We start from the raw sequence: 25,387 nt of genomic DNA, 5'->3' as shown, positions 1-25,387 counted from the left end.
ATTCTCTTTTGGAGACTTTGCCCCCATGCCTTTCAAATCACTCGATGAACTGCGCGCCGCTTGCCTCGAGCTGCCGGCTGGCAGCGACGAGGCGGCCAATGCCGTTGCGCGCCGCCAGGACACCCTGACCAAGCCGCAAGGCAGCCTCGGCAGGCTGGAGACGATCGCTGCATGGCTGGCGCGCTGGCAGAGCCGCGACATGCCAAAACTCGATCGCGTCAAGGTTTTCGTCTTCGCCGGCAACCATGGCGTCACCGCGCAGGGCGTGTCGGCCTATCCTTCCGAGGTCACCGTACAGATGGTGGCGAACTTCGCCGGTGGCGGCGCCGCAATCAACCAGCTCGCCCGCATGGCTGGCGCCGAACTCGACGTCATTCCGCTCGATCTCGACCATCCGACCGGCGACTTCACACAAATGCCGGCGATGGATGAGAAAGCCTTCCTCGCCGCCGTATCGGCCGGCTACGACGCGGTGACCAAAGACCTCGACCTCATCTGCTTCGGCGAAATGGGCATCGGCAACACCACGCCGGCCGCCGCCATTACGGCGGCGCTGTTCGGCGGTGGTGCTGAAAAATGGACTGGGCGCGGCACCGGCGTCGACGACGCCGGCTTGAAGCGCAAGGTGGTCGCCATCGAAGCCGGCCTGAAGCGCCATGCCGATTCTCTTTCCGACCCACTAAACGTCGCAGCCAATCTTGGCGGACGCGAACTCGCCGCCATTTTCGGCGCCACGCTGGCCGCCCGCCATCTGGGCATACCCGTGCTGCTCGACGGCTTCGTCTGCACCGCCGCCGCAGCCCCACTGGCAAAGCTGCACCCGACCGGGCTCGCCCACACGATCGCCGCGCACGTTTCGGCTGAATCGGGCCATCGTGGCCTGCTCGAAGCGCTCGGCTTGCCGCCGCTGCTCGATCTCGGCATGCGGCTCGGCGAAGGCTCCGGCGCGTGTCTGGCCGTCAACATCGTCCGTTCAGCGCTGGAATGCCATGCGAGGATGGCCAGTTTTGCCGAGGCTGGTGTGTCGGAGAAGTAGAGCAATTCCAGGACAAGTGTGTATCGGCTTTCCCCGGGGAAAGGCGCGTAGCACTCCCCTTGGGAATTGCCTCGAAACAAGAGCTGAACCGGTTCCCCCGTTTCCGTGAAACGGGGACTATGCGGGTGATTAACTTTGCCGCAGCTGGTCGACGCGGGGGGGCCGCGCCGAAGACGGTCAAAACTTATACGACACACCTATCGTGACGGTGTGCAAGGCCGGGCTAATGTCTTCGACATAGTTGTTGAAGACGACGGTCTTTGAGCCGAAATCTGCGTAGCGATATTCGCCACGAACCGTAATGTTGTCGGTGACACCGTATTCAGCGCCTGCGCCTATCGTCCATCCGTTGAATGAAGCCGAGTGACTTTCCTGTCGACCCACATCTCGAGTGTCTGCTTTTCCATTGAGGTAGGCGTAACCGCCCGTACCGTAGATCAGCACCCGATCAAATGCGACACCAGCCCTGGCGCGGACGGAAGCAACCCATCTCGCCTTGAAGCCATTGATGTCGCCTCCGCTTCCGCCGTCGTCGCCATCTATGCCGGTTGCGTTGATGTCCGCTTCGCCACCGAACACGAATGAGCCGGATTGCCAGTTGTAGCCGGCATGCAAGCCGCCGACGACACCGCTTCCATCCGCATTGTCCTGGTCGAAGATGTTCGGACTAGCCTCGGTAACACCCCATGGCTGATCAACCTTGCTCCACCCGCCGCCGATCTGGGCGCCAATGTAGCCGCCCGTCCAGTTGTAGCTCGATGCGACCGGCAGCTCGACCGTCCGGTCCGCGGCAAGTGCCGTACCAGCCATCAAAGCCGCAAAGAATACAGAACCGATAAAAACGGAAGCCCGCATGCGTTTGATCCCCAAGCATTGCCCTGCACGAATAATACTACAGCTCGCTCGCATTAGACGTGATATTTTCGCAACAACTAAAGGAAACAAGCTGTTCGACGCCTGCCCGATCCCGGCATGCAGCGGCGCCACGCATATCATGGCATGCCGGACTGAACCAGACTCCGGCCGCCGCGGCTGGGACGATGGCTGGAATGGACAGGTCTGCGATCCGGGCGGCGCAATGCGGGATCTGGCCCGTTCAACTGTTGAATTTCTTCATGGCCGATGCCTAGGCCGGCATCGGGCCATTCCCTGGCGTGTTTCTGCAGGCGCATGGCTGGGAAAGTGACGGCATCGGCACGGTAGTCACGGTCACGCTCACGCGCTCGTGACACGCCAAACGCGTCTCGTTTTCAGGGTCTTTCCACCAAGTCTTCTAGGAATTTGGTGGGTGCGCACAGGATTGAACTGTGGACCCGCTGATTAAGAGTCAGCTGCTCTACCAACTGAGCTACGCACCCACTCGGCCGGCAAAAACCGGCGTTGGCGGGCATATAGCCGCCACCATCGGTCATGTCCAGCCCTGCCGGAGTCATTTCCCGACAAATCGCTTTCAGCCCATCGCGATCAAACGAACAGCTTGCCCTCCGCCACCTTCACGGCATTGCCGCCGATGCGTGCGGAGGCCAGTTTTCCGCCTTCCACGTTCAATTCGAGGCGAATTCGCGATGGCCTGCCCATCTCCAGCCCCTGCTCGATCCACAGCTGCCAAATGCCGTCGGTCGGCGCGTCGAAATGCATGATGGCGCCGGCAAAAGCCGCTGCCGCCGAACCCGTCGCCGGATCTTCATACGATGGCGTGCCGGGCACGATCATGCGCACATGGAAGGCGCTTTCGTGGTTCACCGTCTCGCGGCAATAGACATACGGGCTGGCGAAGGCCCATTCGCTCTTGCGCGGCGCCAGTTCCGACCAGGCTTGGTTATCCAGACGGATGCGGCCCGCCGCTTCGAGATTGGCGACCGGAATGGTCACATAGGGCACGCCCGCCGACCAGAACGCGACGCGATGATTCTCGAAGCCGATTTCGTGCGGCGTCAGGCCAAGGGCTGCACCGATAGCCTCCGGATCGGCCTCCAGCTTCAGCGGCTCCGGCAGCTTCGCCAGATCGAACTCGGCAAACGTCGCTCCATCATGCTTGCTGACGGCACAACGCACCGGGCCGATGTTTTCCTCCAGTACGAAGATGCCAGCGCCGCCCTCCTCCGCCAGTTCGGCCAGCGCGATCGCCGAGCCGACCGTTGGATGACCGGCGAACGGCATTTCATAGTCGGGCGTGAAGATGCGGATGCGGTTTTTATGCTTTGGATTGTTCGGCGGCAGCACGAAAACCGATTCGGACAGGTTGAATTCGCGGGCGATTGCCTGCATCGCGGCCGTGTCCAATCCCTTGCTGTCCAGCACGACGGCCAAAGGATTGCCGGCCAGTCGCTCCGTCGTAAACACATCGTAAAGCAAGTAATTCCGGGTTTTCATTCCTGCCTCAATCCAAACATGGGCGAAATTTAATTTGATATTCGAACCATCAAGCCTGATCTGTGCACAGATCGGGACATTTGCGCATTATAGGGGTCCAGCGTGGACCAAATTGTCAATCTGCCAAAGACGGAATCGGATACCACCATCGAGACGGCGCTCGGGCTCGACAAGCAAGGTCTGCGCAAGTCGCGCCGGCGCGGCTGGCTCTATGCCCTGCTGGCGCTGATCGTGCTCGCCGGCGGGCTTGGCGCCTATCAGTGGTATGCCGGCACGCCGGCCAGGATCGACTACACCACGGTGCCAGCCGCAAAGGCCGACCTCACCGTCGCGGTGTCGGCGACCGGCACGCTGCAGCCGCTCACCCAGGTCGACATTTCCAGCCAGCTCTCCGGCATCATCCGTTCGGTGTCGGTCGAGGAGAACCAGCGGGTCAGGAAGGGCGACGTGCTGGCAGCGCTCGACACCGCCAAGCTGCAGGTCCAGATCGAACGGGCTGAGGCCTCCGCCAAGGGTGCGGCGGCCAATGTCGAGGACGCCACGGTAACGCTCGCCGAAAACGAGAAGGCGCTTGTCCGCGCGGCGGCTTTGACCAAACGCGGCATGGCGACCGAGCAGTCGCTCGAGGCGGCGACCGCGACCCGCGATCGCTCCAAGGCGGCGCTCGATAGCGCCCAGGCCAACCTCGCCATCGCCAATGCCGATCTGAAATCGCAGCAGACCGACCTTGCCAACAGCACCATCTATGCGCCGATCGACGGCATCGTGCTGACGCGCTCGGTCGATCCCGGCCAGACGGTCGCCTCCTCCCTGCAGGCGCCGGTGTTGTTCATCATCGCCGCCGATCTCAGGAACATGGAACTGGTGGCTGCGGTCGACGAGGCAGACATCGGCGCGGTCAAGACAGGCCAGCATGCCCGTTTCACCGTCGATGCCTTTCCGGATCGGCCATTCGATGCCGAGATCCGCGATATTTCCTACGCCTCGGTCACCACCGACGGCGTCGTCACCTACAATGCGCGGCTGGAAGTCGACAACGGCGAGCTGTTGCTGCGGCCCGGGATGACCGCCACCGTTTCGGTCGTCACCAAACAGGCCAAGGGCGTGCTCACAGTGCCGGCCACGGCCTTTCGCTATCGCCCGACACAGCAGGCGGCCGCCCGCACGTGGAGCCTGAGTGATCTGTTCACCGGCCGCATGGGTCGCCCCGGCGGCAATCGCCAGAGCCAAGCCCCGACGCCGCCCACCGACGGCTCGCGCACGCTCTACGTGCTGGAGAATGGGCGTCCGCGCCCGGTCAACGTCAAGATCGGCTCCACCGACGGCGAACTGACCGAGATCACCTCCGGCCTGGACGAAGGCGCTCAGGTTATCACCGCGTCGCAGCAGCGGAGCTGACACCGTGGCCGCGGGCGCGACCCTCATCACCTTCGACAAGGTCTGGAAAAGCTATGGCCAGGGCGAGGCCAGGGTGCATGCGCTGGCCGGCGTCGACCTTGCCATCCGCCGCGGTGAATTCGTCGCCATCATGGGGCCGTCCGGCTCCGGCAAGTCGACGGCGATGAACATCATCGGCTGCCTCGACACGCCGACGGCCGGAACCTATTCCTTCATGGGAATCGATGCCGGCCGGCTCGACCGCAACCGCCGCGCCATGCTGCGCAATCTCTATGTCGGCTTCGTCTTCCAAGGCTACAATCTGCTGGCCCGCACCACGGCGGCGGAAAATGTCGAACTGCCGCTGATCTATCGCGGCGTCGCCGCTCGCGAACGCCGCGCCCTTGCCATGCAGGCGCTGGCCCAGGTCGGCCTTGTCGGCCGCGAGCACCACACGCCGGCCGAGCTCTCCGGTGGCCAGCAGCAGCGCGTGGCGATCGCCCGCGCCATCGTCACCCGCCCGACGCTGCTCGTCGCCGACGAGCCGACCGGCAATCTCGACACCGCACGTACGCACGAGATCATGGAATTGCTGACCCGGCTGAACAAGGAGCTTGGCCTGACCATCGCCATGGTCACCCACGAGGCCGACGTCGCCGGCTATGCCGAACGCACAATTCGCTTCCTCGACGGGCATGTCGCCTCCGACACCATGAAGATCGAGGTGGCACAACCATGATCTGGGAAACCGTCCGTCTCTCGCTCCGCTCGATCCGTCGCAACGTGCTGCGCTCATTCCTGACCTTGCTCGGTATCGTCATCGGCGTTGCCGCCGTTATCGCGATGCTGACCATCGGCTCTGGCACCACCGAAAAGGTCAAGGCCGACATCTCCAAGCTCGGCAGCAACCTGCTGGTCGTGCGCTCCGGCCGTCCGGCCGGCCCAGGCGCTCCGGGCGGGCTCGATCAGGCAGTGCGTCCGCTGGCTGAAAAGGATCTGGCCGCGCTGGTTGCGCACCTGACCGGCGCGCGCGCCATTTCGCCGGCCTCGCAAAAACAGGTGCGTGTCATCTTCGGCACCGAGAGCCTGACCTCGGGCGTCACCGGCACCGACAGCGCCTATCTCGATGCGCGCGACTGGAAACTGGTGTCCGGCCGCCCGTTCAGCGATTCCGAAACCCGCTCGGGCACCGGCGTGTGCCTGATCGGCGAGACGGTGCGCCAGCAATTCTTCGGGGCCGGCGATCCGGAGGGCGAGATCATCCGCGTCAACCGCACCTCCTGCAAGATCATCGGCCTGCTCGAGCCCAAGGGCTATACCGGCTTCGGCCAGGACCAGGACAATGTCGTGCTGATGCCGCTGCACGCCTATCAGCGCCGCATCGCAGGCAATCGCGACATCGACAACATCTACATCGCCGCCGACGACCGCACGCCGACCAGCGAATTGCAGCCGCGCGTCGAGGACATTTTGCGCGACGCGCGCCGCGTCACGCCGGACCGCGAGAGCGATTTCGCCATCCGTGACATGACCCAGATCGCCGACGCCATGGCCAGCGCCACAACCACCATGACCGGCATGCTGGGTGCTGTCGCCGGCGTCAGCCTGCTGGTCGGCGGCATCGGCATCATGAACATCATGCTGGTCTCGGTCACCGAGCGTACACGCGAGATCGGCATCAGGCTGGCCATCGGCGCGCATGAAAAGCACATCCTCATCCAGTTCCTGGTCGAGGCGACGGTGCTGTCGCTGCTCGGCGGCATCATCGGCATCCTGATCGGCCTGTCGCTGGCCGGCCTCGCCGCGGTGACGCTGACCATCCCCTTCGCGCCAAGCCCCGCGGTCATCCTGCTCGCCGTGGGTTTTTCAGCGCTGATCGGCATGGTCTTCGGCTTCTTCCCGGCGCTACGCGGCGCCAGGCTCGATCCGATCGATGCGCTAAGGCACGAATAGGGCAACCCGATCGGAACGCACCCCGCGCCCGGCCGGCTTTTGCGCAGGCTTCGACGTTCCCAACCCGCCCCGCCACTGTCGCCGCACCGTTCGCGATGCTAGGGCAATTCACCTTGGGTCGAGGAATAGCGCGTGAGCAAGAAGGCGCGGCTGATCCTGGTGATGGTCATCATCGAGGCCGCTCTTGCAGGCATCTGGTGGTATCTCGCCCGCTACGGCATGGCCAATCCCGACCGCGTCACACCAGATTTCCAGGCAGTCGTCGGCCAGACCATGGGGATGGCGATGGGCGGCTTGCTGGGCATCGGCTTTATCCTGTTCTTCGTCGCCACCCGCAACGATCGCGAGCCGGCGCAGGACAAGGCGCAACGCTAATCCCTGCCGGCAAAATGCCAATCAATCAGCGGCTTCATGTGCGGCGACAGCCCTTTCGGCAGGTCGGCGGCATCACGGATGATCACCGGTCCCTCGATCTCCGGATCGATTTCGGTGGCGACGAAGGCTGAGATGCGGCGCGCGATCTCGTCGGCGGGCGCCTTCGCGTGATAGCGGCGGAAGATCACCGTTCCGCTGTTGGTCGACAGCGCGTGGTAGCGCTTGCCGCGTTCGGCACCCGACAGGTCGAGGCCGGTTTCCTCGCGAACCTCGCGGATCATGTTGAAATCGACATCGACCAGTCCATCGCGAAAATCGAGCGGCTCGAACGACCCGGCGGCGAAATAGACGCGGCCGGCGTTCACCGTGTGCGGTCCCATGCGGATCGCCACCAGCGCGTTGTCGCCGGCCACCAGCATGGCATGCGCATAGGCATGCTCGGCGCCCGAATTCTCGCGCCGTTTTCGCCATAGCAGGAACGTCGAGTAATTGACCGCATGGCAGCGGCCGACGAGACGGTTGTCGCGGTACGCGAGTTGCGACAGCAACACCACTATGCCGTCGAACAGCGCCGGATTGGCGGCGATTTCGCGCTGCCAGTTCTCGGCGATGGCCTCTGCATTGTCCCAAGCGAAGGGATGCGGGCGGGGATCGAGCCTGACGTCGACGGCGTCGACCGGCAGGATGACATTGCGCGGCAGGTCGAAACTCATGGGCGTATCAAACGATGTCCAGGGTGATGGCCACCGGACAATGGTCCGACGCCTTCGGCCGATCCCAGCCGGCGCGCGGAAAGCGATCGACCTCCTGGCCGGGTGGGAAAATCGTGCGCCAGGGCTGGCCGTTGCGGATGATGTCGGGAACAGCCGTAGCATTGCTGGCGGCGAGCCCCTTCGACAGCAGGATATAGTCGAGCTGGCACAGATGCCGCTCTTCCGGTCCGCGCGTGTGATAAAAACTCCAGCGGTCTATCTCGGGCCGCCGCTCGACGACGTTTTCGCAGAAACCCCCCGCCGTCAGTACGTTGATGCAGGATAGGGTCTCGTCGATCACCTCGAAGCGGTAGCCGTCGATCGCATCGCCGGCGACCATCACGCGTTGCCGGTAGTCATTCATGTCGCCACAGATCGCCCAGCGCTTGTCGGCGGCATGGTCCTTGCCGAAGCGCTCCTCGATGATCCGCCGCACGGCCTGCGCCTCGGCGATGCGGACCGGCATCGTCGCCTCACGCCCGTCAAACCCGTTGCGCGGCGAGCCCATCGACTTGAAGTGCACGAGATAGAGCGTCAGCGGCACGCCGCCCACCGTGATGTCGATTTCCAGGCAATCGCGCCGGAAGATGCGCTCATTGGCCTGGTTGCCAAGTGCCGCCAACTCCGGCGTATGCAGCCCGAACTGCTCGTAGGTGACATAGGCGTGGCTGGTCATGCGCACGAATTCGATCGGCTGGCCGTGCGCGGTTTGGTTGCGCATCATCACGGCAACGTCGATGCCGCGCGAATCATTGCCCGATGTGATGTATTTCTGCCGGTAGCCTTGTCCCACCATCTTGAACAGGTAACCGTATTCGAAGGCCTTCAGCGCCTCGATATTGTCGACCTCCTGCATGCAGACGATGTCGGCGCGGGTGGCCGCGATTGCCAGCGCCGTCAACTGGCGCGTGTCGTCGGACTGGGCGATGGCGCGTGCCTGCTCCAGCATCTTGTATTCCGCCTCGCTCTGGATATCGAACAGCGCCAACGTTCGATCTTCGTTGAGCTGGTTGCGATAGCCGGAAAAATCGAACCTGTTCATCAGGTTCTCGACATTGAAAGTGGCAAGGCGCAGCGACATGCCATGACCTTTGCCCGCAAGCGCTGCAGAAAACAAGGTTGCAGGACCACCTCCTAGGGAGACCGGTTGGTCCTGGGGGCATACGCGCCGTGGTTGACCGGAACCTTTCCGTTCATCCGCCGTTCAGATGCAAACATCCACATTAGGCCCATTCCTCGGGTAGGCGTGGGGCCTGTACCTCTTGGAGAGTGCAATGAATTCGCTCTTTTCGTCCACGATAACATCAGGACTGGTAGCGCTCAGTATCCTCTCCGGCACCACGGCACCGTCCGCTGCCGGTCCGATCATACAGCCGACACTGTCGATTCCCACCAGCACCGCGGCACCGGCGGTCACCCCGGTCCGCGAGGAATGGGCGGGCGGCAACAACCGTCCGTTCTACAGTGATAATTGGAGGTGGCGCCGCCATGATGGGCGTCGCCACTGGAACCGTGACAACTGGGACCGCGGCAACTGGAATGGATGGAACCGCGGCAACTGGAATGGCGGAGATGACTGGCGTTGGCGCCACGGTCGCCACCATTATCGCGGCGGCCGCTATTACGATGATGGAGCGGCCGCAATCCTGGGCCTTGGGCTGGGGCTCGGCCTCGGCAGCATGTACAACAACTACAACTACTATGACAGGTACTATGTCAGGCCGGCCCCGCGCCATTATTACCGCGCAGGACGGCTTTCGAGCGCCCATGTCCAATGGTGCTACAACCGTTATCGGTCGTATCGCGCCTACGACAACACGTTCCAGCCTTATAGCGGCCCGCGCCAGCAGTGCTACTCGCCCTATAGCTGAGCTGCAGCCGACCTACCGGCAGAATAAGGAAACGGCGCCACGAGGCGCCGTTTCAGATTCCAGCTGTATGTGCTGATTTCGCTCAGTTTTTCGCCTTGTCGACCAGCTTGTTCTTCGAAATCCATGGCATCATCGCGCGCAGCTTGGCGCCGACTTCCTCGATCTGGTGGCTGTCGTTCATGCGGCGGATGCCCTTGAAGCGTGACATGCCAGCGCGGTATTCCTGCATCCACTCCGACGTGAACTTGCCGGTCTGGATGTCCTTCAGCACGCGCTTCATCTCGGCCTTGGTCTCGGCGGTGATGATACGCGGACCCGAGACGTATTCGCCCCATTCGGCGGTGTTCGAGATCGAGTAGTTCATGTTGGCGATGCCGCCTTCATAGATCAGGTCGACGATCAGCTTGACCTCGTGCAGGCACTCGAAATAGGCCATCTCCGGCGCGTAGCCGGCTTCCACCAGCGTCTCGAAGCCGGCGCGGATCAGCTCAACCAGGCCGCCGCACAGCACGACCTGCTCGCCGAACAGATCGGTCTCGCATTCCTCGCGGAAATTGGTCTCGATAATGCCCGAACGGCCACCACCGACGCCGCAGGCGTAGGACAGCGCCAGGTCGAGCGCATTGCCCGAAGCGTCCTGGTTGACGGCGACCAGGCACGGCACACCGCCGCCCTTCTGGTATTCGCCGCGCACGGTATGGCCGGGACCCTTGGGCGCGATCATGACGACGTCGACCGTCGACTTCGGCTCGATGAGGCCGAAATGCACGTTGAGGCCGTGCGCGAAGGCGATTGCGGCACCGTCGCGGATGTTTGGCGCGATCTCGTTCTTGTAGATGTCGGCCTGCAGTTCGTCAGGCGTCGCCATCATCATCAGGTCGGCCCATTTGGCGGCGTCGGCCACGCTCATCACCTTGAGCCCGTCGGCTTCGACCTTCTTGGCGGTCGCCGAGCCGGCCTTGAGGCCGATGGCGATCTCCTTGGCGCCGGAATCCTTGAGGTTGAGCGCATGCGCCCTGCCCTGGCTGCCATAGCCGATGATGGCAACCTTCTTGCCCTTGATCAGGTTGAGATCGGCATCACGATCGTAATAGACGCGCATTCTTTGTCTTCCTTCCCGTTTTTTATGAATCAGCCTTGCGGCCGGTTTTTGCTCCGAAAAGAGCGAGAAACTGCTGCGTCGCCCGCGCGGCATCGCCGCCGATCGCCGCCTCAGTCAATTCCAGCCGATCGCCGAGCAGCAGACGTATCTGCACGTCACGGGCGACCAGCCCGAAAAAGGTGCGGAACGCCGTTTCGGCATCCGCGAAGTCGAGCCACCCGGCCTGGCGGCCGGCCTCAAGGACAGGCTTCAACCGCTTGGCCAGCGCGAAACGGCCATTCTCCAGCACGACAGCGCCGAGATTGTCGTTTCCCGATCCGGCATGGCCGACCGCCACACGATTGAGCGCTATCGAGGTGTCGCTCGAAATTACCTTCAGCCAGTCGGAAGCAAAGCGTTCCAGGCTTGCCGTCAGCGAGTCCAGATCGAGCCCCTTGCCGTCGACCGGCGCCACCCGCACTTTCGAAGCCTGCCACTGCACTGTCGCCGTCAGCAATCCATCACGATCGCCGAACCATTTGTAGAGCGTTTCCTTGGAGCAACTCGCACGGCGTGCCACGGCTGTCATGGTCAGTTGGTCGCCCTCCTCGACCAGCAGCCGCAACGCCGCATCGAGAACGGCCTTCTGCCGCTCTGTCAGCGCTTGGCTGTTCTCGATCTCGGGTAGGATGTGCAACACGCTCTTCTCTCAAAGGCAAGGCCGGCCGGTTATCCCCGCCCAGCCGTACCGTACGTTACGGTTCGCTCAATCTATGGCGTATTGTTTTGAGCCTTGCAAGCCCTATTTCTGTCTGGCGGCATCAGCGCCGGACGGCTTGCGCGGGAAAGAAGATGCTGATCGGGTTGCTTGCCTTGACGGTTGCCGCCGCGTTCTCCGGCGCTGCGATCTATGTCAGCGTCGCCGAGCAACCGGCGCGGCTTCGTCTCGATGACAAGGCGCTGCTGCAGGAATGGCAGCCTTCCTACAAACGCGGCGCCGCCATGCAGGCGTCGATTGCCCTTGTCGCCTGCGTTCTCGGTCTGATTGCCTGGTGGCAGGCCGGCGGTCTCGCCTTTCTGGTTGGCGCCGTATTGATCATCCTGCCCTGGCCGTGGACGCTGATCGCCATGATGCCGACCAACAGGGTGCTGGGGGCGATGGACGCAGGCGCCGCCAATCCGCAAGCCAGGTCCCTGATCGTCAAATGGGGCAATCTGCATCTGGTTCGCACCGCACTTGGCGTGCTGGCGACGCTGGCGTTTCTCTGGGGCAGCCATCTGGCCTGACCTCGCCAGGTCGGCTCGGTGCCATGGCGTCAGTCCACGACGGGCGGATGACGCAACCGTCCGAGCAGTGCCGAGACCATGGTCAACTCATCGGCCGAGAGTTTGGCGTCGACCAGTTCGGCGATCGATCGTCCGTAGACAGCCCACATCTGGCGCCGCGTCTCGCGGCCCTTGGGAGTGATGCGGATGGTCTGGCCGCGACCGTCATCGGCCACCGGCAGCTTCTCCACAAGCCCATCGGCCTCGAGCCGCGCCAGCAGCCGGGAGATATTGTATTGCGCAAACAGTGTGCGCTCGATCAGCTGAAACGGTCGCACCCCGCCCTCGCCCGCCTCGGCGAGCTCGTGCAGCACGTCATACCAGGCAAGCGGCGGCAGGCCAGCGGCCTTCAACGCCTCTTCAGCGCTTTCCATCAGCTGGCGCGAAACGCGCATCAGGCGGGCCCAGGCCTTGATGGCTTCAGGCGAAGGCGCGACTTTCTCGGTCATGGCCCAGCATAGGCAATAGATGCAATTGCATCAAGCTTGACGATCGATGCGTATGCATCTAGATAGATGCAATTGCATTAACTATGGAAAGCCAACCCGATGAAACACGAAATCTGGAAACTCACCGAAATTGGGGAGAGCGAAATGGCCAATAAACTCATCCTCGTCAGCCATCATCTCTGCCCCTATGTGCAGCGCGCCGCGATTTCACTGGCTGAAAAGGGCGTGCCGTTCGAACGCGTCGATATCGACCTCGCCAATAAGCCGGACTGGTTCAAGGCAATCTCGCCGCTCGGCAAGGTGCCGCTGCTGCGCGCGCAGCGAAATGGCGAGGAAACGGTGATCTTCGAATCCGCGGTCATCCTCGAATTCCTCGAAGAGACGCAGGCCAACCCTCTCCACCCCGCCGACCCCTATACCCGCGCCCGGCATCGTGCCTGGATCGAATTCGGCTCGGCAACCCTTAACGCCATCGGCCGGTTCTATTCAGCCTCGACCGAGGCCGGCTTCCTTGCCGAGTCCGGTTCATTGTCAGCGATGTTCGATCGTGTTGAGGCCGAGCTGGCGGAATGCATACGGAACGGACCATGGTTCGCGGGTGAGCGCTTTTCGCTCGTCGATGCCGTCTACGGCCCGATCTTCCGTTACTTCGATGCCTTCGATCGGATCGGCGATTTCGGCATCCTGGAGGGCAAGCCGCTCGTCCGGGCCTGGCGCAAGGCATTGAGTGAACGGGCGTCGATCAAGCACGCCGTGGCACCGGACTACCCGCGGGGCCTGGGTGCGTTCCTGCAGGCAAAGGGATCGTACCTTTCGAGCCTCATTGGCCGAAGCGATCCGGCCACTTCGCCTCTGCAAGCCCGATCCGCCTGAACGGATCGATCACGGTTCCAGCCACCATCGAGGCGAGGAAAGCCGAATGGCCGGGACAATCCTTCAGCCGTCGGGCGAAATCAAGCCACCGCTTCAGCTTACGCCTGGGCGGCATCAAAATCGGCGCGCGCTGTCCGCACCGCATCGTGGTTGAGTTCGGCCCACAGAATCAATTGATGAAAGGCGCCGAACATCGAGCGCCCGAGATCGGTCAGGCTGTATTCAACACCCGGTGGTTTGGTCGGGAACACCTCACGATGGACATAGCCATCGCGCTGCAAATCGTGCAGCGTCTGGGTCAGCATGCGCTGCGAAATATCGGGCACCAGGCGCCTCAACTCGCCGAAGCGATAGGGTCTTTCAGCCAGCGCCATCATCAGCAGCGATCTCCATTTGCCGCTGACGCCCTGGATGACATCGCGAACCGGACAATTGGCGAAATTGCCGCCGCCGGAGATGGCCTTGTAGACCTCCATCTTCGATCTGAGATTGATGACCTTGCCGTCCATGGCTGGTTCCCTGCCTGTGCCTACCTCCCGAAAAACTGCCTTCTTTACGGCGGTGGGTCAATTCCTATTTTAGTGCTGGTCTCTTTCAGAGACTACCACTCGATCCGCCCTTGCGGCGCAACGTCAGGATCCCCCATGACCGAAACCCTTCTCGTCACCGGCGCCTCCGGCCAGCTCGGCCGCGGCGTCATCCACTATCTCTTGGACACGCACAAAGTTCCGCCGGCAAAGATCATCGCCACCACACGCAATCCAGAAAACGGGGCCGATCTAGCGGCGCGCGGCGTTGTCGTCAGGGCCGCCGATTTCAACGACGCGGCCTCGCTGGAAACCGCATTCAAGGGCGCCGACAAGGTGCTGATCATCTCGACCGGCGATCTCGATCTCAAAAGCGGCAAGCGCCTGAGGCAGCACGAAAATGCAGTCGCGGCGGCCAAGAACGCCGGCGTTTCGCATCTGCTCTACACCTCGATGCCCAATCCGGAGCCGGTGTCGCCGGTCCTGTTTGCCGGCGACCACTACGGCACCGAGCAGGCGATCAAGGCGAGTGGCATCCCCTACACGATCTTCCGCAACGGCTGGTACCAGGAGAACCTGTTCATGGCCCTGCCGCACGCGATCGCCTCTGGACACTGGTATACGTCCGCCGGCGAAGGCCGCATTGCGCACGGCGCACGCGATGACATGGCAGCAGCGATTGCCGCCGGCCTCGCCGGCGCCTCGAACGAAAGCAAGACCTACACGTTGACCGGCCCGCACGCCTACACCACGGCCGAAATCGCCGCCCTGGTGAGCGAGGTCACCGGAAAGCCGCTCAATGTCGTGCAGGTTCCGGATGAAGCCTTGACGGAAGGGGTGAAGGCAGCAGGCGTTCCCGAGGATTTCGCTGACGTCGTCGTGTCGTTCGACGCAAACACGCGCGCAGGCCGCATCGCCATTGTGACCGACGCGATCGAGACGCTTTCCGGCAGGACGCCAAAGACGTTGAAGCAATTTCTCGAGGCGAACAAAACCGCATTGGCGGGCTGAGGCGGCATTTTCGCCGGTATGGCAGGGCTGTGCTGTCAGGCACAGCCCGTTTGCCAATCGCCTGTTTAGATCGCTACTTGTGTACCGATCTCAACGACACGACCGGTCGGGATCTGGAAATACTCGGTCGCATCGGCCGCCGTGCGCGCCAGGCCAATGAACAACCGGTCCTGCCACACCGGCATGCCTGAATTGGGCGAGGCCTTGAGCGAGCGCCGCGACAGGAAGAACGAGGTCGTCATGATGTCGAACTTCCAGCCCTGCTTGCGGCAGATCGCCAGCGCACGCGGGATGTTGGGCTGTTCCATATAGCCGAAGGTCAGCGTCACCCGCATGAACAATTCGTTGACCGTCTCCATCTTGACCCGGTCGCTGTCGGGCACCACCGGCTGAGGCGCCGTCACCACCGAAAGGATGACGTTCTGCTCGTGCAGCACCTTGTAGTGCTTGAGGCTGTGCATCAGCGCGGTTGGCGCGCTGAGCGGATCGCTGGTCAGGAACACGGCGGTGCCCGACACCAGCTGAGGTTTCTTCTTCAACAGATTGCCGGCGAGGAAATCGAGCGGGATTTCGTTGCGGCGGGTCTTGTCGAACAGATAGCGACTGCCGCGCACCCAGGTCCACATGGCCATGATGATAGCGAAGGCCACCGCCAACGAGGCCCAACCGCCCTCGAATACCTTGACGATGTTGGAGGCAAAGAAGCCGATATCGATGAACAAGAACAGCGCCGTCAGCGCGATTGCCGGCCAGAGGTTCCATTTCCAGATACGCGTCATGATCACGAAGAGCAGGGTCGTCGTCACCAGCATGTTGCCGGTCACCGAGATGCCATAGGCCGAGGCCAGCCTGCTGGACTCGCCGAAGCCAACGACAAGCATCATCACCACCAGCGCCAGCAACAGATTGACGCGCGGCATGTAGATCTGGCCGGACTGCTTTTCCGACGTGTGCAGGATTTCCAGGCGCGGCAGCATGTTGAGCTGCACCGCCTGCCGGGTCAGCGAGAAAGCGCCTGATATGACCGCCTGGCTGGCGATCACCGTCGCAGCGGTCGCCAGCACCACCATCGGGATCAGCGTCCAACCCCCGTTCATCTCGAAGAATGGATGGCCGACGACTCCGCCGTTGGCCAGCACGAAGGCGCCCTGCCCGGCATAGTTGAGCAGCAGACAAGGGAACACGATCGCCAGCCAGGCGAGCACGATCGGTTTGCGGCCGAAATGACCGAGATCGGCATAGAGCGCCTCGGCGCCGGTGACGGCAAGGAAGACGGCGCCGACGGTGACGAAGGCAACGTCGGGCGAATTGATCAGAAAGGCGACGATATGGTGCGGGCTCACCGCCCACAGGATTTCCGGGTCGGCGATGATGTGATTGAGGCCGGAAAGGCCAATGGCGAGGAACCACACGGCGGTTACCGGGCCGAACACCAAGCCAACACCACCCGTGCCGAACCGCTGCACCGCGAACAATATGGCCAGGATAACCAACGTCAGCGGTACCACATAAGGCTGGAAGGCAGGCGTGACGACATTCATGCCCTCGACCGCCGAAAGGACCGAGATGGCCGGCGTGATGACGGCATCGCCGAAAAACAGAGAGGCCCCGACGATGCCGATGGCGAGAATGATCGCCGAGCGCGTCGGGAAGCTGCCGCGCGCCAGCGCCATCAGGGACAGCACGCCGCCCTCGCCACGGTTGTCGGCGCGCAGCACGAACATGATATATTTTACTGTAACCGTAATCGTGAGCGACCAGATAATCAGCGACAACACACCAAGGATGTCGCCACGATCGGCGACATCGCCGCCGGACGAGGCGTGCAAAGCTTCGCGAAAGGCGTAGATCGGGCTGGTGCCAATATCACCATAGACGATACCGAGCGCGCCCAGCATCAGGACCTTGGTGCTGTGCTGTTCGACCTCTGGATGGCTTGATTGTTCGACGGGTTCTGCCTCAGTACCAGCATTGGTAAGGGCCATGGACGACACTCCGATAAGCGCGCGGTGCTCTACGCTTGCTGCGATGCAATATCAAGTGCCGTCGGGTAATGGCTGCCATGTCTGTCGCGCGAAGCTGCCATCGCTACCACCCGCAGGCCTTGAGAAATCGCCCCACCGTGCCGGCCATGCCATACTCCAACGCGTCGGCTGTCAACCCGTGTCCGATCGACACTTCGGCCAATGCCGGAATGCGCTTGGCAAGCGCAGGCAGATTGCTAACCACCAGATCATGCCCGGCATTGACCTGAAGCCCGGCAGCAAGCGCTGCATCGGCGGTTTTTCCCAACCTTTCCAATTCCTTGGCCGCCTTGGCGGAATCCGAATGACAGCTTCCATACGGACCCGTGTAGAGCTCGATACGATCGGTCCCGGTATCGCGCGCGGCAGCCACGCAATCGGGGTCCGGATCGGCAAACAGCGACACGCGAAAGCCTCCCTTTTTCAGGCGTTTGACGACCGGAGTAAGGAACGCAGCCTGGGCCGCGAAGTTCCAGCCGTGGTCGGAGGTTGCCTGGGCGGGATCGTCCGGCACCAGCGTCACCTGTTCGGGCTGATGCTTTTCCACAAGTGCCAGGAACTCCTCGGTTGGATAGCCCTCTATGTTGAATTCGGCGCGCGGAAACTCGTCGTCGATCAGCGACCGGATCTCGGGCAGGTCGGAGTGTCTTGTGTGCCTCTCGTCGGGGCGCGGATGCACCGTCAGTCCGTGCGCCCCAGCCTGGAGTGCAATGCGGCCGAGGCCGGTGACGCTGGGCCACGGCAGGTCGCGCCGGTTGCGCAGCATGGCGATGGCATTGAGATTGACGGAGAGTTTTGCGGGCATGGCGATGGCCTCGGAAATCATTCGATGCGCCACCTATAATGCGTTTAGCGGGAACAGTAATGCCTTCGGTGGGAACAGACTGGGGGTTTCGGGTGTTCCAGGAGCCTGATGAATGAGTCCGGGAAAGGACGCACCCATGAATTTTCTCGATGCCGTGCCGGCTATTCGCCGTGTCGAGACCACTCGTGACGACCTTTTAGCCATCGATGTCGTCGGGCACGTTTCCGCGGCCGACGGCGAAAACCTTTTCGGGTTGCTGGAGGCTGCCTATGCCCTCCACCAGCGCATCGACGTGCTGATGCGCCTCATCGACCATGAGGGCGTCGACTGGGCCGATATCGCGGACGAGACCCTGAAGCAGGGCGCCATCCATGCATTGGAACATGTCGGACGTTGCGCGACGATAGGCGAACCGGATTGGATAGCGGACGCACAACGCTTTCTGCCGTCCTCGCCGCCCATCGAATTCAGGCACTTCAAGATCGAGGACGAAGCCGCGGCCTGGCAATGGCTTGCTGCGCGGCCTGTCGGGGACCGACAGCGTCCCGCCGCCTCTACCTGACGATCGTCAGCCGCTCCGCCGCCCGCGTGATGGCGGTGTAGAGCCAGCGCTGGCGGGTTTCCTTGAAGGCCCAGCTTTCATCGAACAGCACGATCTCGTTCCACTGCGAGCCCTGTGCCTTGTGCACGGTCAGCGCGTAGCCATAGTCGAAATCGTCGAATCGCTTCTTCTGCTGCCAGGGGATATCGGCGTCGGGATCCTCGAAAGCCGCCTTGAGCAACTTGATCTTGGCGACGCCGCGATCCGGATCGTCCTCTTCCGGTGAAACCAGCAGATTGATGCCTGGCTTCACCGTCTCGCGCGACGAGGTCATCACCTTCCACAGCGAGCCGTTGAGCAAGCCCTTGGCCGGGTCGTTGCGCAGGCAGACCAGCTTGTCGCCGGCCTGCGGATACTCGGCATTGAAGCCTTTGAGCTCGCGCAGCCGCTGATTGTAGCGGCGCCGGGTGCGGTTGGTGCCGACCAGCACCTGGTCCGCCTTCAGCACCAGCTCCTGGGTAACGTCTTCCTTGCCGATCACCTGCGCCGTGCCGTAGTCGCCGCGCATGAACTCGCGGCCCTCGCGCACGTCGAGCGCCAGCCGCAGGATCGGATTGTCGCGCGCCTGCCGGTGAATTTCGGTGAGCAGGAAATCCGGCTCGTGATCGGTGAAGAAACCGCCACCCGAGATCGGCGGCAACTGGCCGGGGTCACCGAGCACCAGGATCGGCGTGCCGAAACTCATCAGGTCGCGGCCAAGCTGTTCGTCGACCATCGAACATTCGTCGATGACGACCAGTTTCGCCCGCGAGATCGGGCTTTGCCGGTTGAGCGAGAAGGTCGGCGACATGGAGGTCTTGCCGGTGACCTCGTCCGACACCGATTCCTCGCCCTTGGGCCTGTAGATCAGCGAATGGATGGTGCGCGCATTGACCGCGCCCTTGGAGCGCAGAACCTGCGCGGCCTTGCCGGTGAAGGCGGCGAACTGCACCTGGCCGTCGACATGTTCGGCGAAATAACGTGCCAGCGTCGTCTTGCCGGTGCCAGCATAGCCGAACAGCCGGAACAGCTGCGGCTTTCCGGTCTTCAGCCAGCGAGCAACCGCTTGCAGCGCCTCGTCCTGTTGGGGAGAGAATTCCATCAGCGCGAGAGACCGGATTCGCAAGGGAAAGACAAGACAGCCATCACCACCATCGACGGGTCGGGCGCCTCAGTGCCACCGACAGGATCAGGCTATCAGGGGCAAATCAGAACGTAAAGAGAACGCACGATCTAGCTCGACGTCCTTGGGACGGGTTGCCGACCTATCGGGTCGGGCCGCCACGACCCTATCGGGTCGGGCCGGGATCGTTCTCAAGCAGGATCGGCTTGCCGTGCGGGGTGGCATGTGCGGCGCGTTCCCAGGACTCAGCCATCGCGTCTACATCCGCCTTGGCGGCCAGTCCTTTCGAGGCAAGCAGGCCCTCCAGCGCCGCCAGCCAATGTTCGTAATAGTCATGGCCGTCAGCCGCGGCGCCTGGGTTCTTCACTTGCGCCGACAGCGCCTGCGCCCATTCGCTCCACGAAAACACACCCTTGTCGTGCAGCGCCACCGTCATGGCGAAGGCTTCGGCCTGCCATGGCTCGGCAAACACCGGGGCATCGATCCCCGGTGGCAGATCTGCGACAAGGCCGTCACGCCGGCTCAAGATAGCTCTCCCAGGCATCGATCGACACGCTCAGAGTCGGGTCGGCCCCCTCGCCCCAAATCTCCAACCCGTCGAAAACCACGGTGTAGACCCATTGCGGGTTTTCGCCGTGCCCATGCGCGTTGCTGTCGGGAAAGACAAAGCCATCGCGCACCGCCTCGATCATTCCATTCTTGCCGCGTGCGTAGCGCGGCAGCCGCGTGTGGCCGGTCGGGTTGAAGTTCTTGGTCCGCACGGCATCGCCGGCCTTGAACCGTGCCGGCTGCGCCACCGGCCGGTCGCAAGGACCGCCCTTGGCCAGCACTGCGGTCACGTTTTCCGCCTTGAGCACCCTTTTTGGTGTTGCCGCCGGATCGACCGCCCGGCCCTCGGCCAGGTCGCGCTCGCTGACGAAGCCATGGCGCTTGAGCAGTATCTCCAGCGCCTTGATCCAGATCTCGTAGTAGCTCGACGCATAATAGTCGGCCGGATGCAGCGATTCCCGTGCATGCCGGCTCTCGTCGATATTCCACGCGCCCATGGCGCCGGCAGTCAGCGTCACGCCGAGCGCCCGCCTTTCCCAGGCGGCATGAAAATACGGCTCGTCCTTTTCGGGCGCGACCGGGCCGAACCCCATCTGTCCGCCGAGATCCTGCGGCCCGTTCACGCCGGCTGTCTCGCCAAGCCGGTGCCGATCATCGCGTCGCGGCTCACCAGTTCCGCCAGCTGTTCCTCGCTCCAGCCGTCGGTGCCGGCAGGCCGCATCGGCACGACGAGGTAGCGCAGTTCCGCGGTCGAATCCCAGACGCGGATCTTCTTGTCCGCCGGCAGCGTCAGCCCGAATTCCTCCAGCACCCCGCGCGGATCGATGACGGCGCGCGACCGATAGGGCGGGGCCTTGTACCAGACCGGCGGCAGGCCGAGCACCGACCACGGATAGCAGGAGCACAGCGTGCAGACGACGAGGTTATGCGTCTCCTCGGTGTTGAAGACAGCCTGCATATGTTCGCCCTGACGGCCGGCATAACCGAGCGATCCGATCGCCGCCGTCGCATCGCGTTTCAGCCAGTCGGCAAAGTCCGCGTCGGCCCAGGCCCTGGCCAGCACCCTGGCGCCGTTGCGCGGCCCGATTTTTGTTTCATAGGTGTCGACGATGACGTCGATCGCCGCCGGATCGATCAGCCCCTTTTGAGTGAGGATGGTTTCCAGCGCGCGCACGCGGGCGGCAAACGGATCGAGTTCGTTGTCGTGGTCATGGTCGTGGTCGTGGGACATGGCGACAAATTACGTTTCCCGTGATGCCACCGCAAGCGCAACGCCTTGGGCCACCGGCACATGGAGCTGGCCCTGCTACATCATTCGGCGGCCGCCCGCCGCGGTTCGGGCAGCATTTCCTGCTTGGCATCGAGTGGCGAGGGCTGGTCGACATCTTCGACCGCGCTCCGATCGCCCTTGCGCTTCGACCAAAGCCCGACCAGCCAGCCCGAGAAATTCTCCATGTAGACATAGATCACCGGGGTCACGAACAGGGTCAGCGCCTGCGAGGCAAGCAAACCACCGACAACGGCAACACCTAGCGGCTGGCGCAGCTCGGCGCTGGCGCCGGTGCCGAGGGCGATGGGGAAGGTTCCCATCAATGCCGCCAGCGTCGTCATCATGATCGGCCTGAACCGCATCAGGCAGGCTTTGTGGATGGATTCCTTCGCGGACATGCCATCACGTCGGAGCTCGAGCGCGACGTCGACCATCATGATGCCGTTCTTCTTGACGATGCCGATCAGCATCAGGATGCCGATCACCGCGATGACAGACAGATCCATGCCGGCGAAGCGCAAGGCAACGACGGCACCCAACACAGCCGACGGCAGGCCGGTGAGAATCGTGAGCGGGTGGATGAAGCTCTCGTACAGGATGCCGAGCACGATATAGATGGTCAGGATCGCGCCGCCGACCAGAAGACCCTGGTTGGCTAGTGAGTCCTGGAAGGTCTTGGCCGTGCCGGCAAAGGTGGTCGAGATCGCCGTCGGCATGCCGATCTGCTCTTTGAGCGCGTCGATGCGCGCTACGCTGTCACCCAGTGCCACGCCCTGCGGCAGGTTATAGGAGATCGTCACCGCCGGAAGCTGGCCGAGCTGGTTGACGGTCAAGGCGCCTGCCGTGCGATCGACCCGGGCGAAGGCGCCAAGCGGAACCAGACTGCCGCTCGCAGTCCTCATCTGGATGGCGAGCATCCGCTCCGGCGACCATTCGATCTTGGGATCGAGCTCCGTGACGACTTCGTAGCTGTCGGCCGAACCGAAGATCGTTGAAACCTGATCGGTGCCGAAGCCGCCATAAAGGGCGGAGCGCAGCGTGGCAGTATCGATGCCGAGCTGCGCGGCCTTATCGCGATCCACTACCAGCGTCGCCTGCAGTGCATTGTTCTGCAGGTCGCTGGTGACGTCGGTGAAGTTCGTATGGTCGGCCGCCATCGCGTCATTCAGTTTCTGCGCCCAGGTGTCGGTTAGCCCGGTATCGAGCCCTTGCACCACGAGCTGGTAGGCGCTGGCCGACGACCGTGCGCCCAGCCTCAGGTTCTGCACCGGCTGCATGTAGGTCTCGATACCCGCCACGCCGGCCAGTTGCTTGCGCAGATCCGAAAGCACCTTGTCGATATCGGGACGCTGGTCCTTGCCCTTGAGCTGGACGAAGAGTTGCCCCTGGTTGAGCGCATTGTTGCCGCTGCCCGCCGACCACGCCACATGGTCGACATAGGGCGAATGCGAGAAGACGCTGGCGACCTGCCCTTGCAGCTTGGACATGGCGTCGAACGAGATGTCCTGGCGCGCGATGGTGGTCACCGATATCTGGCCGATATCCTCCTGCGGGAAGAAGCCCTTCGGCGAGGCCTCGATCAGCCACACCGAGGCTGCCGCGGTTCCCATGAAGACGAGGAACACCAGGAAGGTGTGCCTCAGGCAGAAACTCAAGATCCGGTCGTAGCCGCGTGTAATGAGGTCCCGTTTATGGCCAGGGCCATGCTTGTCGCGATCGGCCTTGCTGACCGACAGCAAGCGCGAGCACAGCATCGGCGTCAGCGTCAGCGATACGAACATCGACGCCAGGATGGCGACCGTCACCACGACGGCGAACTCGTTGAAGATGCGGCCGATGACGCCGCCCATCAGCAGCACCGGGATGAACACGGCCACCAGCGAGATCGAGATCGAGATGATGGTGAAGCCAATTTCGCGCGCGCCCTTCAGCGACGCATCGAAGGCCGACAACCCATCCTCCTCCATGTGGCGGAAGATGTTTTCCAGCATCACGATAGCGTCGTCGACGACGAGGCCGACCGCGAGCGTCAGGCCCATCAGCGATATGTTGTCGATGGAAAAGCCGAACAGGAACATCGCGCCAAGCGTGGCAATCAGCGAAATCGGCACCGCCACGGCCGGGATGATGGTTGCCGTCACCCGGCGCAGGAACACGAAGATAACCATCACCACCAGCGCTATGGTCAACAGCAGCGTGAACTGCACGTCGTCGACGGCCTGGCGGATCGAGGTCGAGCGATCGTTGAGCAGCTTGATCGAGGCAGCGCCCGGCATCTGGTCCTGGAAGGACGGCAGCATCGCCTTGACCTTGTCGACGACGTCGACCGTATTGGCGTCGGGCTGGCGCTGCACCGCCATGATGATCGCGCGGGTGCCATCGTACCAACTTGCGGTCGTGGTCGTCTGCACCGAATCGACGACGCGGGTCACCTCGCCCAGCCGCACCGGGTGACCGTTTTTGGTGGCGATGATGATGTTGGAGAAACCGGCCGCGTCATTGAGCTGCGTGTTGGCGGTGATCGAGAGCTGCTGCTTGTCGTTCTGGAGCACGCCGAGCGGCGTGTTGCTGTTGGCGGACGCGATCGCCGCCTGCAGCTGATCGATCGAGATGCCGCGCGCGGCAAGCGCGGTCGGGTCGATCTGGATGCGCACGGCGTATTTCTGCTGGCCGAAGATCGAAACTTGAGCCACCCCGTCGATAGTCGACAGCGACGGCGAGATGACGTTTTCCGCGAAAGCATCGAGATCGGTCAATGGAACCGTGTCGCTGACCAGCGACATTAAAAGAATGGGCGCGTCGGCCGGATTGACTTTGCGATAGCTCGGCGGCGACGTCATCTGCGGCGGCAGGGATCTTTGCGTGCGCGCGATCGCCGCCTGCACGTCCGCGGCGGCGGCGTCGATGTCCCGGTTGAGCACGAACTGGATGGCGATCGAGGTCGAGCCAAGCGAGTTGCTGGTCGAGATCGAATCGATGCCGGCTATGGTGGCGAACTGCTTGATCAGGGGCGTCGCCACCGATGTGGCCATGGTTTCCGGAGAGGCGCCGGGCAGCGAAGCCGAGACGTTGACCACCGGGAATTCGGCACTCGGAAGTGCTGCCACCGGCAGGAATTTGTAAGCGAACAGACCGCCCAGCACGAGGGCGAACGACATCAGAAGGGTGGCGACAGGCCGGCGTATGCAAAATTCGGAGATCATCGGGCTGCCTCGCCGGCCTTGGCCGCCTCGGCCACCTTGGGCGCGGCAGCACCCGCCGCAGCGTTGCCCTCATGCACAGCGGCGCCGTCCTTCAGCTTTGTCTGGCCTTCGGTGACAACTTTCTCACCGCTTTTCAGCCCTTGGCTGATGGCGCTGTTCTCGCCCTCGGTCAGCGCCACCTGCACCGGGCGCAATTCGACGGTGTTGTCCGGCTTGACGACATAGACGAACGGCCCCTTCTGGCTAGGCTGGACCGCTACCGTGGGAACGGAGGTCATCCGCGGCATGATGCCGGCGTCGAGCACGACATTCACATACTGCCCCGGCCATAGCGAAAGATCGGCATTCGGAATGCTTGCCCGTGTGGCGATCGTGCCCGACGCCGTGTCGACGCTTGAATCAACGAAATCGAGCGTGCCCTTGCCGATCGGCGTCGGGTCGCCGTCCTTGGTCAGCGTCACTGCCCCTTGCTGCGGATTTGCGAGTGCCTTGTGCAGCAGCGCCAGGTTGCTCTCAGGAAGATTGAAGTTGACCTGCAGCGGGTCCATCTGGGTGATGGTCACCAGCGGAGTGGCCGTGCTGCTGTTGCCATTGCTGGTGGTGACGAGGTCGCCGACGGTGACGTTGACCGCACCCAGCCTGCCGGCAATCGGCGCCGTGATCGTGGCAAAGCCAAGCTGGACGTTGTCGGCGTCGATCGTCGCCTTGTCGGCATCGACAGTCGCCGCGGCAGCCTTCGCCGCGGCGCCAGGCTGGGCATAGGTGTGCTTGGTGGCGGCCAGCTTGGCGCCCAGATCCTTGGCGGGCTGCAGCTGCGGGCGCTTTTACA

At 62.9% G+C, this 25,387-nt stretch carries 25 protein-coding genes, 1 tRNA gene and 1 pseudogene; 10 read left to right on the top strand and 17 right to left on the bottom strand.

Features of this window, described 5'->3' with window-relative positions; all coding sequences use genetic code 11:
* The first annotated feature begins 25 nt into the window (after positions 1 to 25).
* Positions 26 to 1,036: a nicotinate-nucleotide--dimethylbenzimidazole phosphoribosyltransferase gene (gene cobT, locus NKH57_RS06995; protein ID WP_352942910.1), complete on the top strand. Its 1,011-nt coding sequence runs from the start codon at positions 26 to 28 to the stop codon at positions 1,034 to 1,036.
* A gap of 177 nt (positions 1,037 to 1,213) precedes the next feature.
* Here cobT and NKH57_RS06990 read toward each other — a convergent pair whose 3' ends face one another.
* The 3 genes from NKH57_RS06990 to NKH57_RS06980 form a co-directional block, all read right to left on the bottom strand.
* On the bottom strand, positions 1,214 to 1,906 hold the full coding sequence (locus tag NKH57_RS06990) for an outer membrane protein (RefSeq protein ID WP_352942907.1): 693 nt from the start codon (positions 1,904 to 1,906) through the stop codon (positions 1,214 to 1,216).
* 412 nt (positions 1,907 to 2,318) lie between these two features.
* Positions 2,319 to 2,394, bottom strand: a tRNA-Lys gene (locus tag NKH57_RS06985).
* A 106-nt stretch (positions 2,395 to 2,500) separates the two neighbouring features.
* Entirely contained in the window at positions 2,501 to 3,409 is a 909-nt protein-coding gene (locus NKH57_RS06980; RefSeq protein ID WP_352602959.1) for a PhzF family phenazine biosynthesis protein, read from the bottom strand.
* A 102-nt stretch (positions 3,410 to 3,511) separates the two neighbouring features.
* Here NKH57_RS06980 and NKH57_RS06975 point away from each other — a divergent pair, with 102 nt between their 5' ends.
* The 4 genes from NKH57_RS06975 to NKH57_RS06960 all read left to right on the top strand — a co-directional run bounded on the left by NKH57_RS06975 (position 3,512) and on the right by NKH57_RS06960 (position 7,114).
* A complete protein-coding gene (locus NKH57_RS06975; protein WP_352727696.1) occupies positions 3,512 to 4,807 on the top strand; it encodes an efflux RND transporter periplasmic adaptor subunit in 1,296 nt (431 codons plus the stop codon).
* A 4-nt stretch (positions 4,808 to 4,811) separates the two neighbouring features.
* The gene (locus tag NKH57_RS06970; RefSeq protein WP_352942904.1) at positions 4,812 to 5,525 is read left to right on the top strand and encodes an ABC transporter ATP-binding protein; all 714 of its coding nucleotides are present in this window, start codon (positions 4,812 to 4,814) and stop codon (positions 5,523 to 5,525) included.
* Positions 5,522 to 6,739: an ABC transporter permease gene (locus tag NKH57_RS06965; protein WP_352727694.1), complete on the top strand. Its 1,218-nt coding sequence runs from the start codon at positions 5,522 to 5,524 to the stop codon at positions 6,737 to 6,739. Before NKH57_RS06970 ends, NKH57_RS06965 begins: the two co-directional genes overlap by 4 nt.
* Positions 6,740 to 6,871: 132 nt before the next feature.
* Positions 6,872 to 7,114, top strand: a complete 243-nt coding sequence (locus tag NKH57_RS06960; RefSeq protein ID WP_352727693.1) for a hypothetical protein — start codon at positions 6,872 to 6,874, stop codon at positions 7,112 to 7,114.
* Here the strand turns inward: NKH57_RS06960 and NKH57_RS06955 are convergent.
* Positions 7,111 to 7,827 (bottom strand): hypothetical protein, encoded by a 717-nt coding sequence (locus tag NKH57_RS06955; protein ID WP_352727692.1) that lies wholly within the window; start codon positions 7,825 to 7,827, stop codon positions 7,111 to 7,113. The genes NKH57_RS06960 and NKH57_RS06955 overlap by 4 nt on opposite strands.
* Before the next feature lie 7 nt (positions 7,828 to 7,834).
* Entirely contained in the window at positions 7,835 to 8,947 is a 1,113-nt protein-coding gene (locus tag NKH57_RS06950; RefSeq protein WP_352602971.1) for an endonuclease/exonuclease/phosphatase family protein, read from the bottom strand.
* A 193-nt stretch (positions 8,948 to 9,140) separates the two neighbouring features.
* Between NKH57_RS06950 and NKH57_RS06945 the strand changes: the two genes are divergently transcribed.
* Entirely contained in the window at positions 9,141 to 9,737 is a 597-nt protein-coding gene (locus NKH57_RS06945; protein ID WP_023757109.1) for a BA14K family protein, read from the top strand.
* Between the two features lie 82 nt (positions 9,738 to 9,819).
* Here the strand turns inward: NKH57_RS06945 and ilvC are convergent, their stop codons facing one another.
* The gene (gene ilvC / locus NKH57_RS06940; protein WP_023757108.1) at positions 9,820 to 10,839 is read right to left on the bottom strand and encodes a ketol-acid reductoisomerase; all 1,020 of its coding nucleotides are present in this window, start codon (positions 10,837 to 10,839) and stop codon (positions 9,820 to 9,822) included.
* A 22-nt stretch (positions 10,840 to 10,861) separates the two neighbouring features.
* Positions 10,862 to 11,518 (bottom strand): TetR/AcrR family transcriptional regulator, encoded by a 657-nt coding sequence (locus tag NKH57_RS06935; protein ID WP_352727691.1) that lies wholly within the window; start codon positions 11,516 to 11,518, stop codon positions 10,862 to 10,864.
* Between the two features lie 152 nt (positions 11,519 to 11,670).
* Here NKH57_RS06935 and NKH57_RS06930 point away from each other — a divergent pair, with 152 nt between their 5' ends.
* Entirely contained in the window at positions 11,671 to 12,105 is a 435-nt protein-coding gene (locus NKH57_RS06930) for an anthrone oxygenase family protein (RefSeq protein WP_502905872.1), read from the top strand.
* A 29-nt stretch (positions 12,106 to 12,134) separates the two neighbouring features.
* On the opposite strand, the gene NKH57_RS06925 is transcribed toward NKH57_RS06930, so the two are convergent.
* Positions 12,135 to 12,593 (bottom strand): MarR family winged helix-turn-helix transcriptional regulator, encoded by a 459-nt coding sequence (locus tag NKH57_RS06925; RefSeq protein WP_352727690.1) that lies wholly within the window; start codon positions 12,591 to 12,593, stop codon positions 12,135 to 12,137.
* Between the two features lie 144 nt (positions 12,594 to 12,737).
* On the opposite strand from NKH57_RS06925, the gene NKH57_RS06920 reads away from it, so the two are divergent.
* A complete protein-coding gene (locus tag NKH57_RS06920; RefSeq protein WP_352727689.1) occupies positions 12,738 to 13,466 on the top strand; it encodes a glutathione S-transferase family protein in 729 nt (242 codons plus the stop codon).
* A 98-nt stretch (positions 13,467 to 13,564) separates the two neighbouring features.
* On the opposite strand, the gene NKH57_RS06915 is transcribed toward NKH57_RS06920, so the two are convergent.
* On the bottom strand, positions 13,565 to 13,975 hold the full coding sequence (locus NKH57_RS06915) for a winged helix-turn-helix transcriptional regulator (protein ID WP_352727688.1): 411 nt from the start codon (positions 13,973 to 13,975) through the stop codon (positions 13,565 to 13,567).
* A gap of 135 nt (positions 13,976 to 14,110) precedes the next feature.
* Between NKH57_RS06915 and NKH57_RS06910 the strand changes: the two genes are divergently transcribed.
* A complete protein-coding gene (locus NKH57_RS06910) occupies positions 14,111 to 15,004 on the top strand; it encodes an SDR family oxidoreductase (RefSeq protein ID WP_352942898.1) in 894 nt (297 codons plus the stop codon).
* A gap of 65 nt (positions 15,005 to 15,069) precedes the next feature.
* Here NKH57_RS06910 and NKH57_RS06905 read toward each other — a convergent pair whose 3' ends face one another.
* Positions 15,070 to 16,989: a potassium transporter Kup gene (locus NKH57_RS06905; protein ID WP_352602984.1), complete on the bottom strand. Its 1,920-nt coding sequence runs from the start codon at positions 16,987 to 16,989 to the stop codon at positions 15,070 to 15,072.
* A gap of 103 nt (positions 16,990 to 17,092) precedes the next feature.
* The gene (locus tag NKH57_RS06900; RefSeq protein WP_352603078.1) at positions 17,093 to 17,833 is read right to left on the bottom strand and encodes a pyridoxine 5'-phosphate synthase; all 741 of its coding nucleotides are present in this window, start codon (positions 17,831 to 17,833) and stop codon (positions 17,093 to 17,095) included.
* A 136-nt stretch (positions 17,834 to 17,969) separates the two neighbouring features.
* Here NKH57_RS06900 and NKH57_RS06895 point away from each other — a divergent pair, with 136 nt between their 5' ends.
* A complete protein-coding gene (locus NKH57_RS06895) occupies positions 17,970 to 18,395 on the top strand; it encodes a SpoIIAA family protein (protein WP_352943182.1) in 426 nt (141 codons plus the stop codon).
* Here NKH57_RS06895 and NKH57_RS06890 read toward each other — a convergent pair.
* The 6 genes and pseudogenes from NKH57_RS06890 to NKH57_RS06865 form a co-directional block, all read right to left on the bottom strand.
* Positions 18,388 to 19,515: an ATP-dependent DNA helicase gene (locus NKH57_RS06890; RefSeq protein WP_023757098.1), complete on the bottom strand. Its 1,128-nt coding sequence runs from the start codon at positions 19,513 to 19,515 to the stop codon at positions 18,388 to 18,390. The two genes, NKH57_RS06895 and NKH57_RS06890, sit on opposite strands and share 8 nt — an antisense overlap.
* 187 nt (positions 19,516 to 19,702) lie before the next feature.
* Positions 19,703 to 20,080, bottom strand: a complete 378-nt coding sequence (locus NKH57_RS06885; protein WP_502907266.1) for a nitrile hydratase accessory protein — start codon at positions 20,078 to 20,080, stop codon at positions 19,703 to 19,705.
* Positions 20,049 to 20,708, bottom strand: a complete 660-nt coding sequence (gene nthB, locus NKH57_RS06880; protein WP_352942891.1) for a nitrile hydratase subunit beta — start codon at positions 20,706 to 20,708, stop codon at positions 20,049 to 20,051. Before nthB ends, NKH57_RS06885 begins: the two co-directional genes overlap by 32 nt.
* Positions 20,705 to 21,316 carry a nitrile hydratase subunit alpha gene (gene nthA / locus NKH57_RS06875; protein WP_352942889.1) on the bottom strand — a complete coding sequence of 204 codons (612 nt, stop codon included), beginning with the start codon at positions 21,314 to 21,316 and terminating at the stop codon, positions 20,705 to 20,707. The genes nthB and nthA overlap by 4 nt, the downstream gene beginning before the upstream one ends.
* An 80-nt stretch (positions 21,317 to 21,396) precedes the next feature.
* On the bottom strand, positions 21,397 to 24,558 hold the full coding sequence (locus tag NKH57_RS06870; RefSeq protein WP_352942887.1) for an efflux RND transporter permease subunit: 3,162 nt from the start codon (positions 24,556 to 24,558) through the stop codon (positions 21,397 to 21,399).
* Positions 24,555 to 25,370, bottom strand: a pseudogene (locus tag NKH57_RS06865) (efflux RND transporter periplasmic adaptor subunit); the annotation flags it as partial. The pseudogene NKH57_RS06865 and the gene NKH57_RS06870, both read right to left, overlap by 4 nt.
* Positions 25,371 to 25,387 lie beyond the last annotated feature (17 nt).

This window comes from Mesorhizobium sp. M1050 (assembly GCF_040318715.1).
GTDB lineage: Bacteria > Pseudomonadota > Alphaproteobacteria > Rhizobiales > Rhizobiaceae > Mesorhizobium.
The sequence above is the reverse complement of the archived record's forward strand: the minus strand, read 5'-3'. Positions and strand labels throughout refer to the sequence as shown.

What these genes read in the sequence shown, in the direction of transcription:
- cobT (WP_352942910.1), top strand. Translation starts at nt 26, where the DNA reads ATGCCTTTCAAATCACTCGATGAACTGCGCGCCGCTTGCCTCGAGCTG.
- NKH57_RS06980 (WP_352602959.1), bottom strand. Translation starts at nt 3,409, where the DNA reads ATGAAAACCCGGAATTACTTGCTTTACGATGTGTTTACGACGGAGCGA.
- NKH57_RS06965 (WP_352727694.1), top strand. Translation starts at nt 5,522, where the DNA reads ATGATCTGGGAAACCGTCCGTCTCTCGCTCCGCTCGATCCGTCGCAAC.
- NKH57_RS06955 (WP_352727692.1), bottom strand. Translation starts at nt 7,827, where the DNA reads ATGAGTTTCGACCTGCCGCGCAATGTCATCCTGCCGGTCGACGCCGTC.
- NKH57_RS06950 (WP_352602971.1), bottom strand. Translation starts at nt 8,947, where the DNA reads ATGTCGCTGCGCCTTGCCACTTTCAATGTCGAGAACCTGATGAACAGG.
- NKH57_RS06945 (WP_023757109.1), top strand. Translation starts at nt 9,141, where the DNA reads ATGAATTCGCTCTTTTCGTCCACGATAACATCAGGACTGGTAGCGCTC.
- ilvC (WP_023757108.1), bottom strand. Translation starts at nt 10,839, where the DNA reads ATGCGCGTCTATTACGATCGTGATGCCGATCTCAACCTGATCAAGGGC.
- NKH57_RS06930 (WP_502905872.1), top strand. Translation starts at nt 11,671, where the DNA reads ATGCTGATCGGGTTGCTTGCCTTGACGGTTGCCGCCGCGTTCTCCGGC.
- NKH57_RS06925 (WP_352727690.1), bottom strand. Translation starts at nt 12,593, where the DNA reads ATGACCGAGAAAGTCGCGCCTTCGCCTGAAGCCATCAAGGCCTGGGCC.
- NKH57_RS06920 (WP_352727689.1), top strand. Translation starts at nt 12,738, where the DNA reads ATGGCCAATAAACTCATCCTCGTCAGCCATCATCTCTGCCCCTATGTG.
- NKH57_RS06915 (WP_352727688.1), bottom strand. Translation starts at nt 13,975, where the DNA reads ATGGACGGCAAGGTCATCAATCTCAGATCGAAGATGGAGGTCTACAAG.
- NKH57_RS06910 (WP_352942898.1), top strand. Translation starts at nt 14,111, where the DNA reads ATGACCGAAACCCTTCTCGTCACCGGCGCCTCCGGCCAGCTCGGCCGC.
- NKH57_RS06905 (WP_352602984.1), bottom strand. Translation starts at nt 16,989, where the DNA reads ATGGCCCTTACCAATGCTGGTACTGAGGCAGAACCCGTCGAACAATCA.
- NKH57_RS06900 (WP_352603078.1), bottom strand. Translation starts at nt 17,833, where the DNA reads ATGCCCGCAAAACTCTCCGTCAATCTCAATGCCATCGCCATGCTGCGC.
- NKH57_RS06895 (WP_352943182.1), top strand. Translation starts at nt 17,970, where the DNA reads ATGAATTTTCTCGATGCCGTGCCGGCTATTCGCCGTGTCGAGACCACT.
- NKH57_RS06890 (WP_023757098.1), bottom strand. Translation starts at nt 19,515, where the DNA reads ATGGAATTCTCTCCCCAACAGGACGAGGCGCTGCAAGCGGTTGCTCGC.
- NKH57_RS06885 (WP_502907266.1), bottom strand. Translation starts at nt 20,080, where the DNA reads ATGCCTGGGAGAGCTATCTTGAGCCGGCGTGACGGCCTTGTCGCAGAT.
- nthA (WP_352942889.1), bottom strand. Translation starts at nt 21,316, where the DNA reads ATGTCCCACGACCACGACCATGACCACGACAACGAACTCGATCCGTTT.
- NKH57_RS06870 (WP_352942887.1), bottom strand. Translation starts at nt 24,558, where the DNA reads ATGATCTCCGAATTTTGCATACGCCGGCCTGTCGCCACCCTTCTGATG.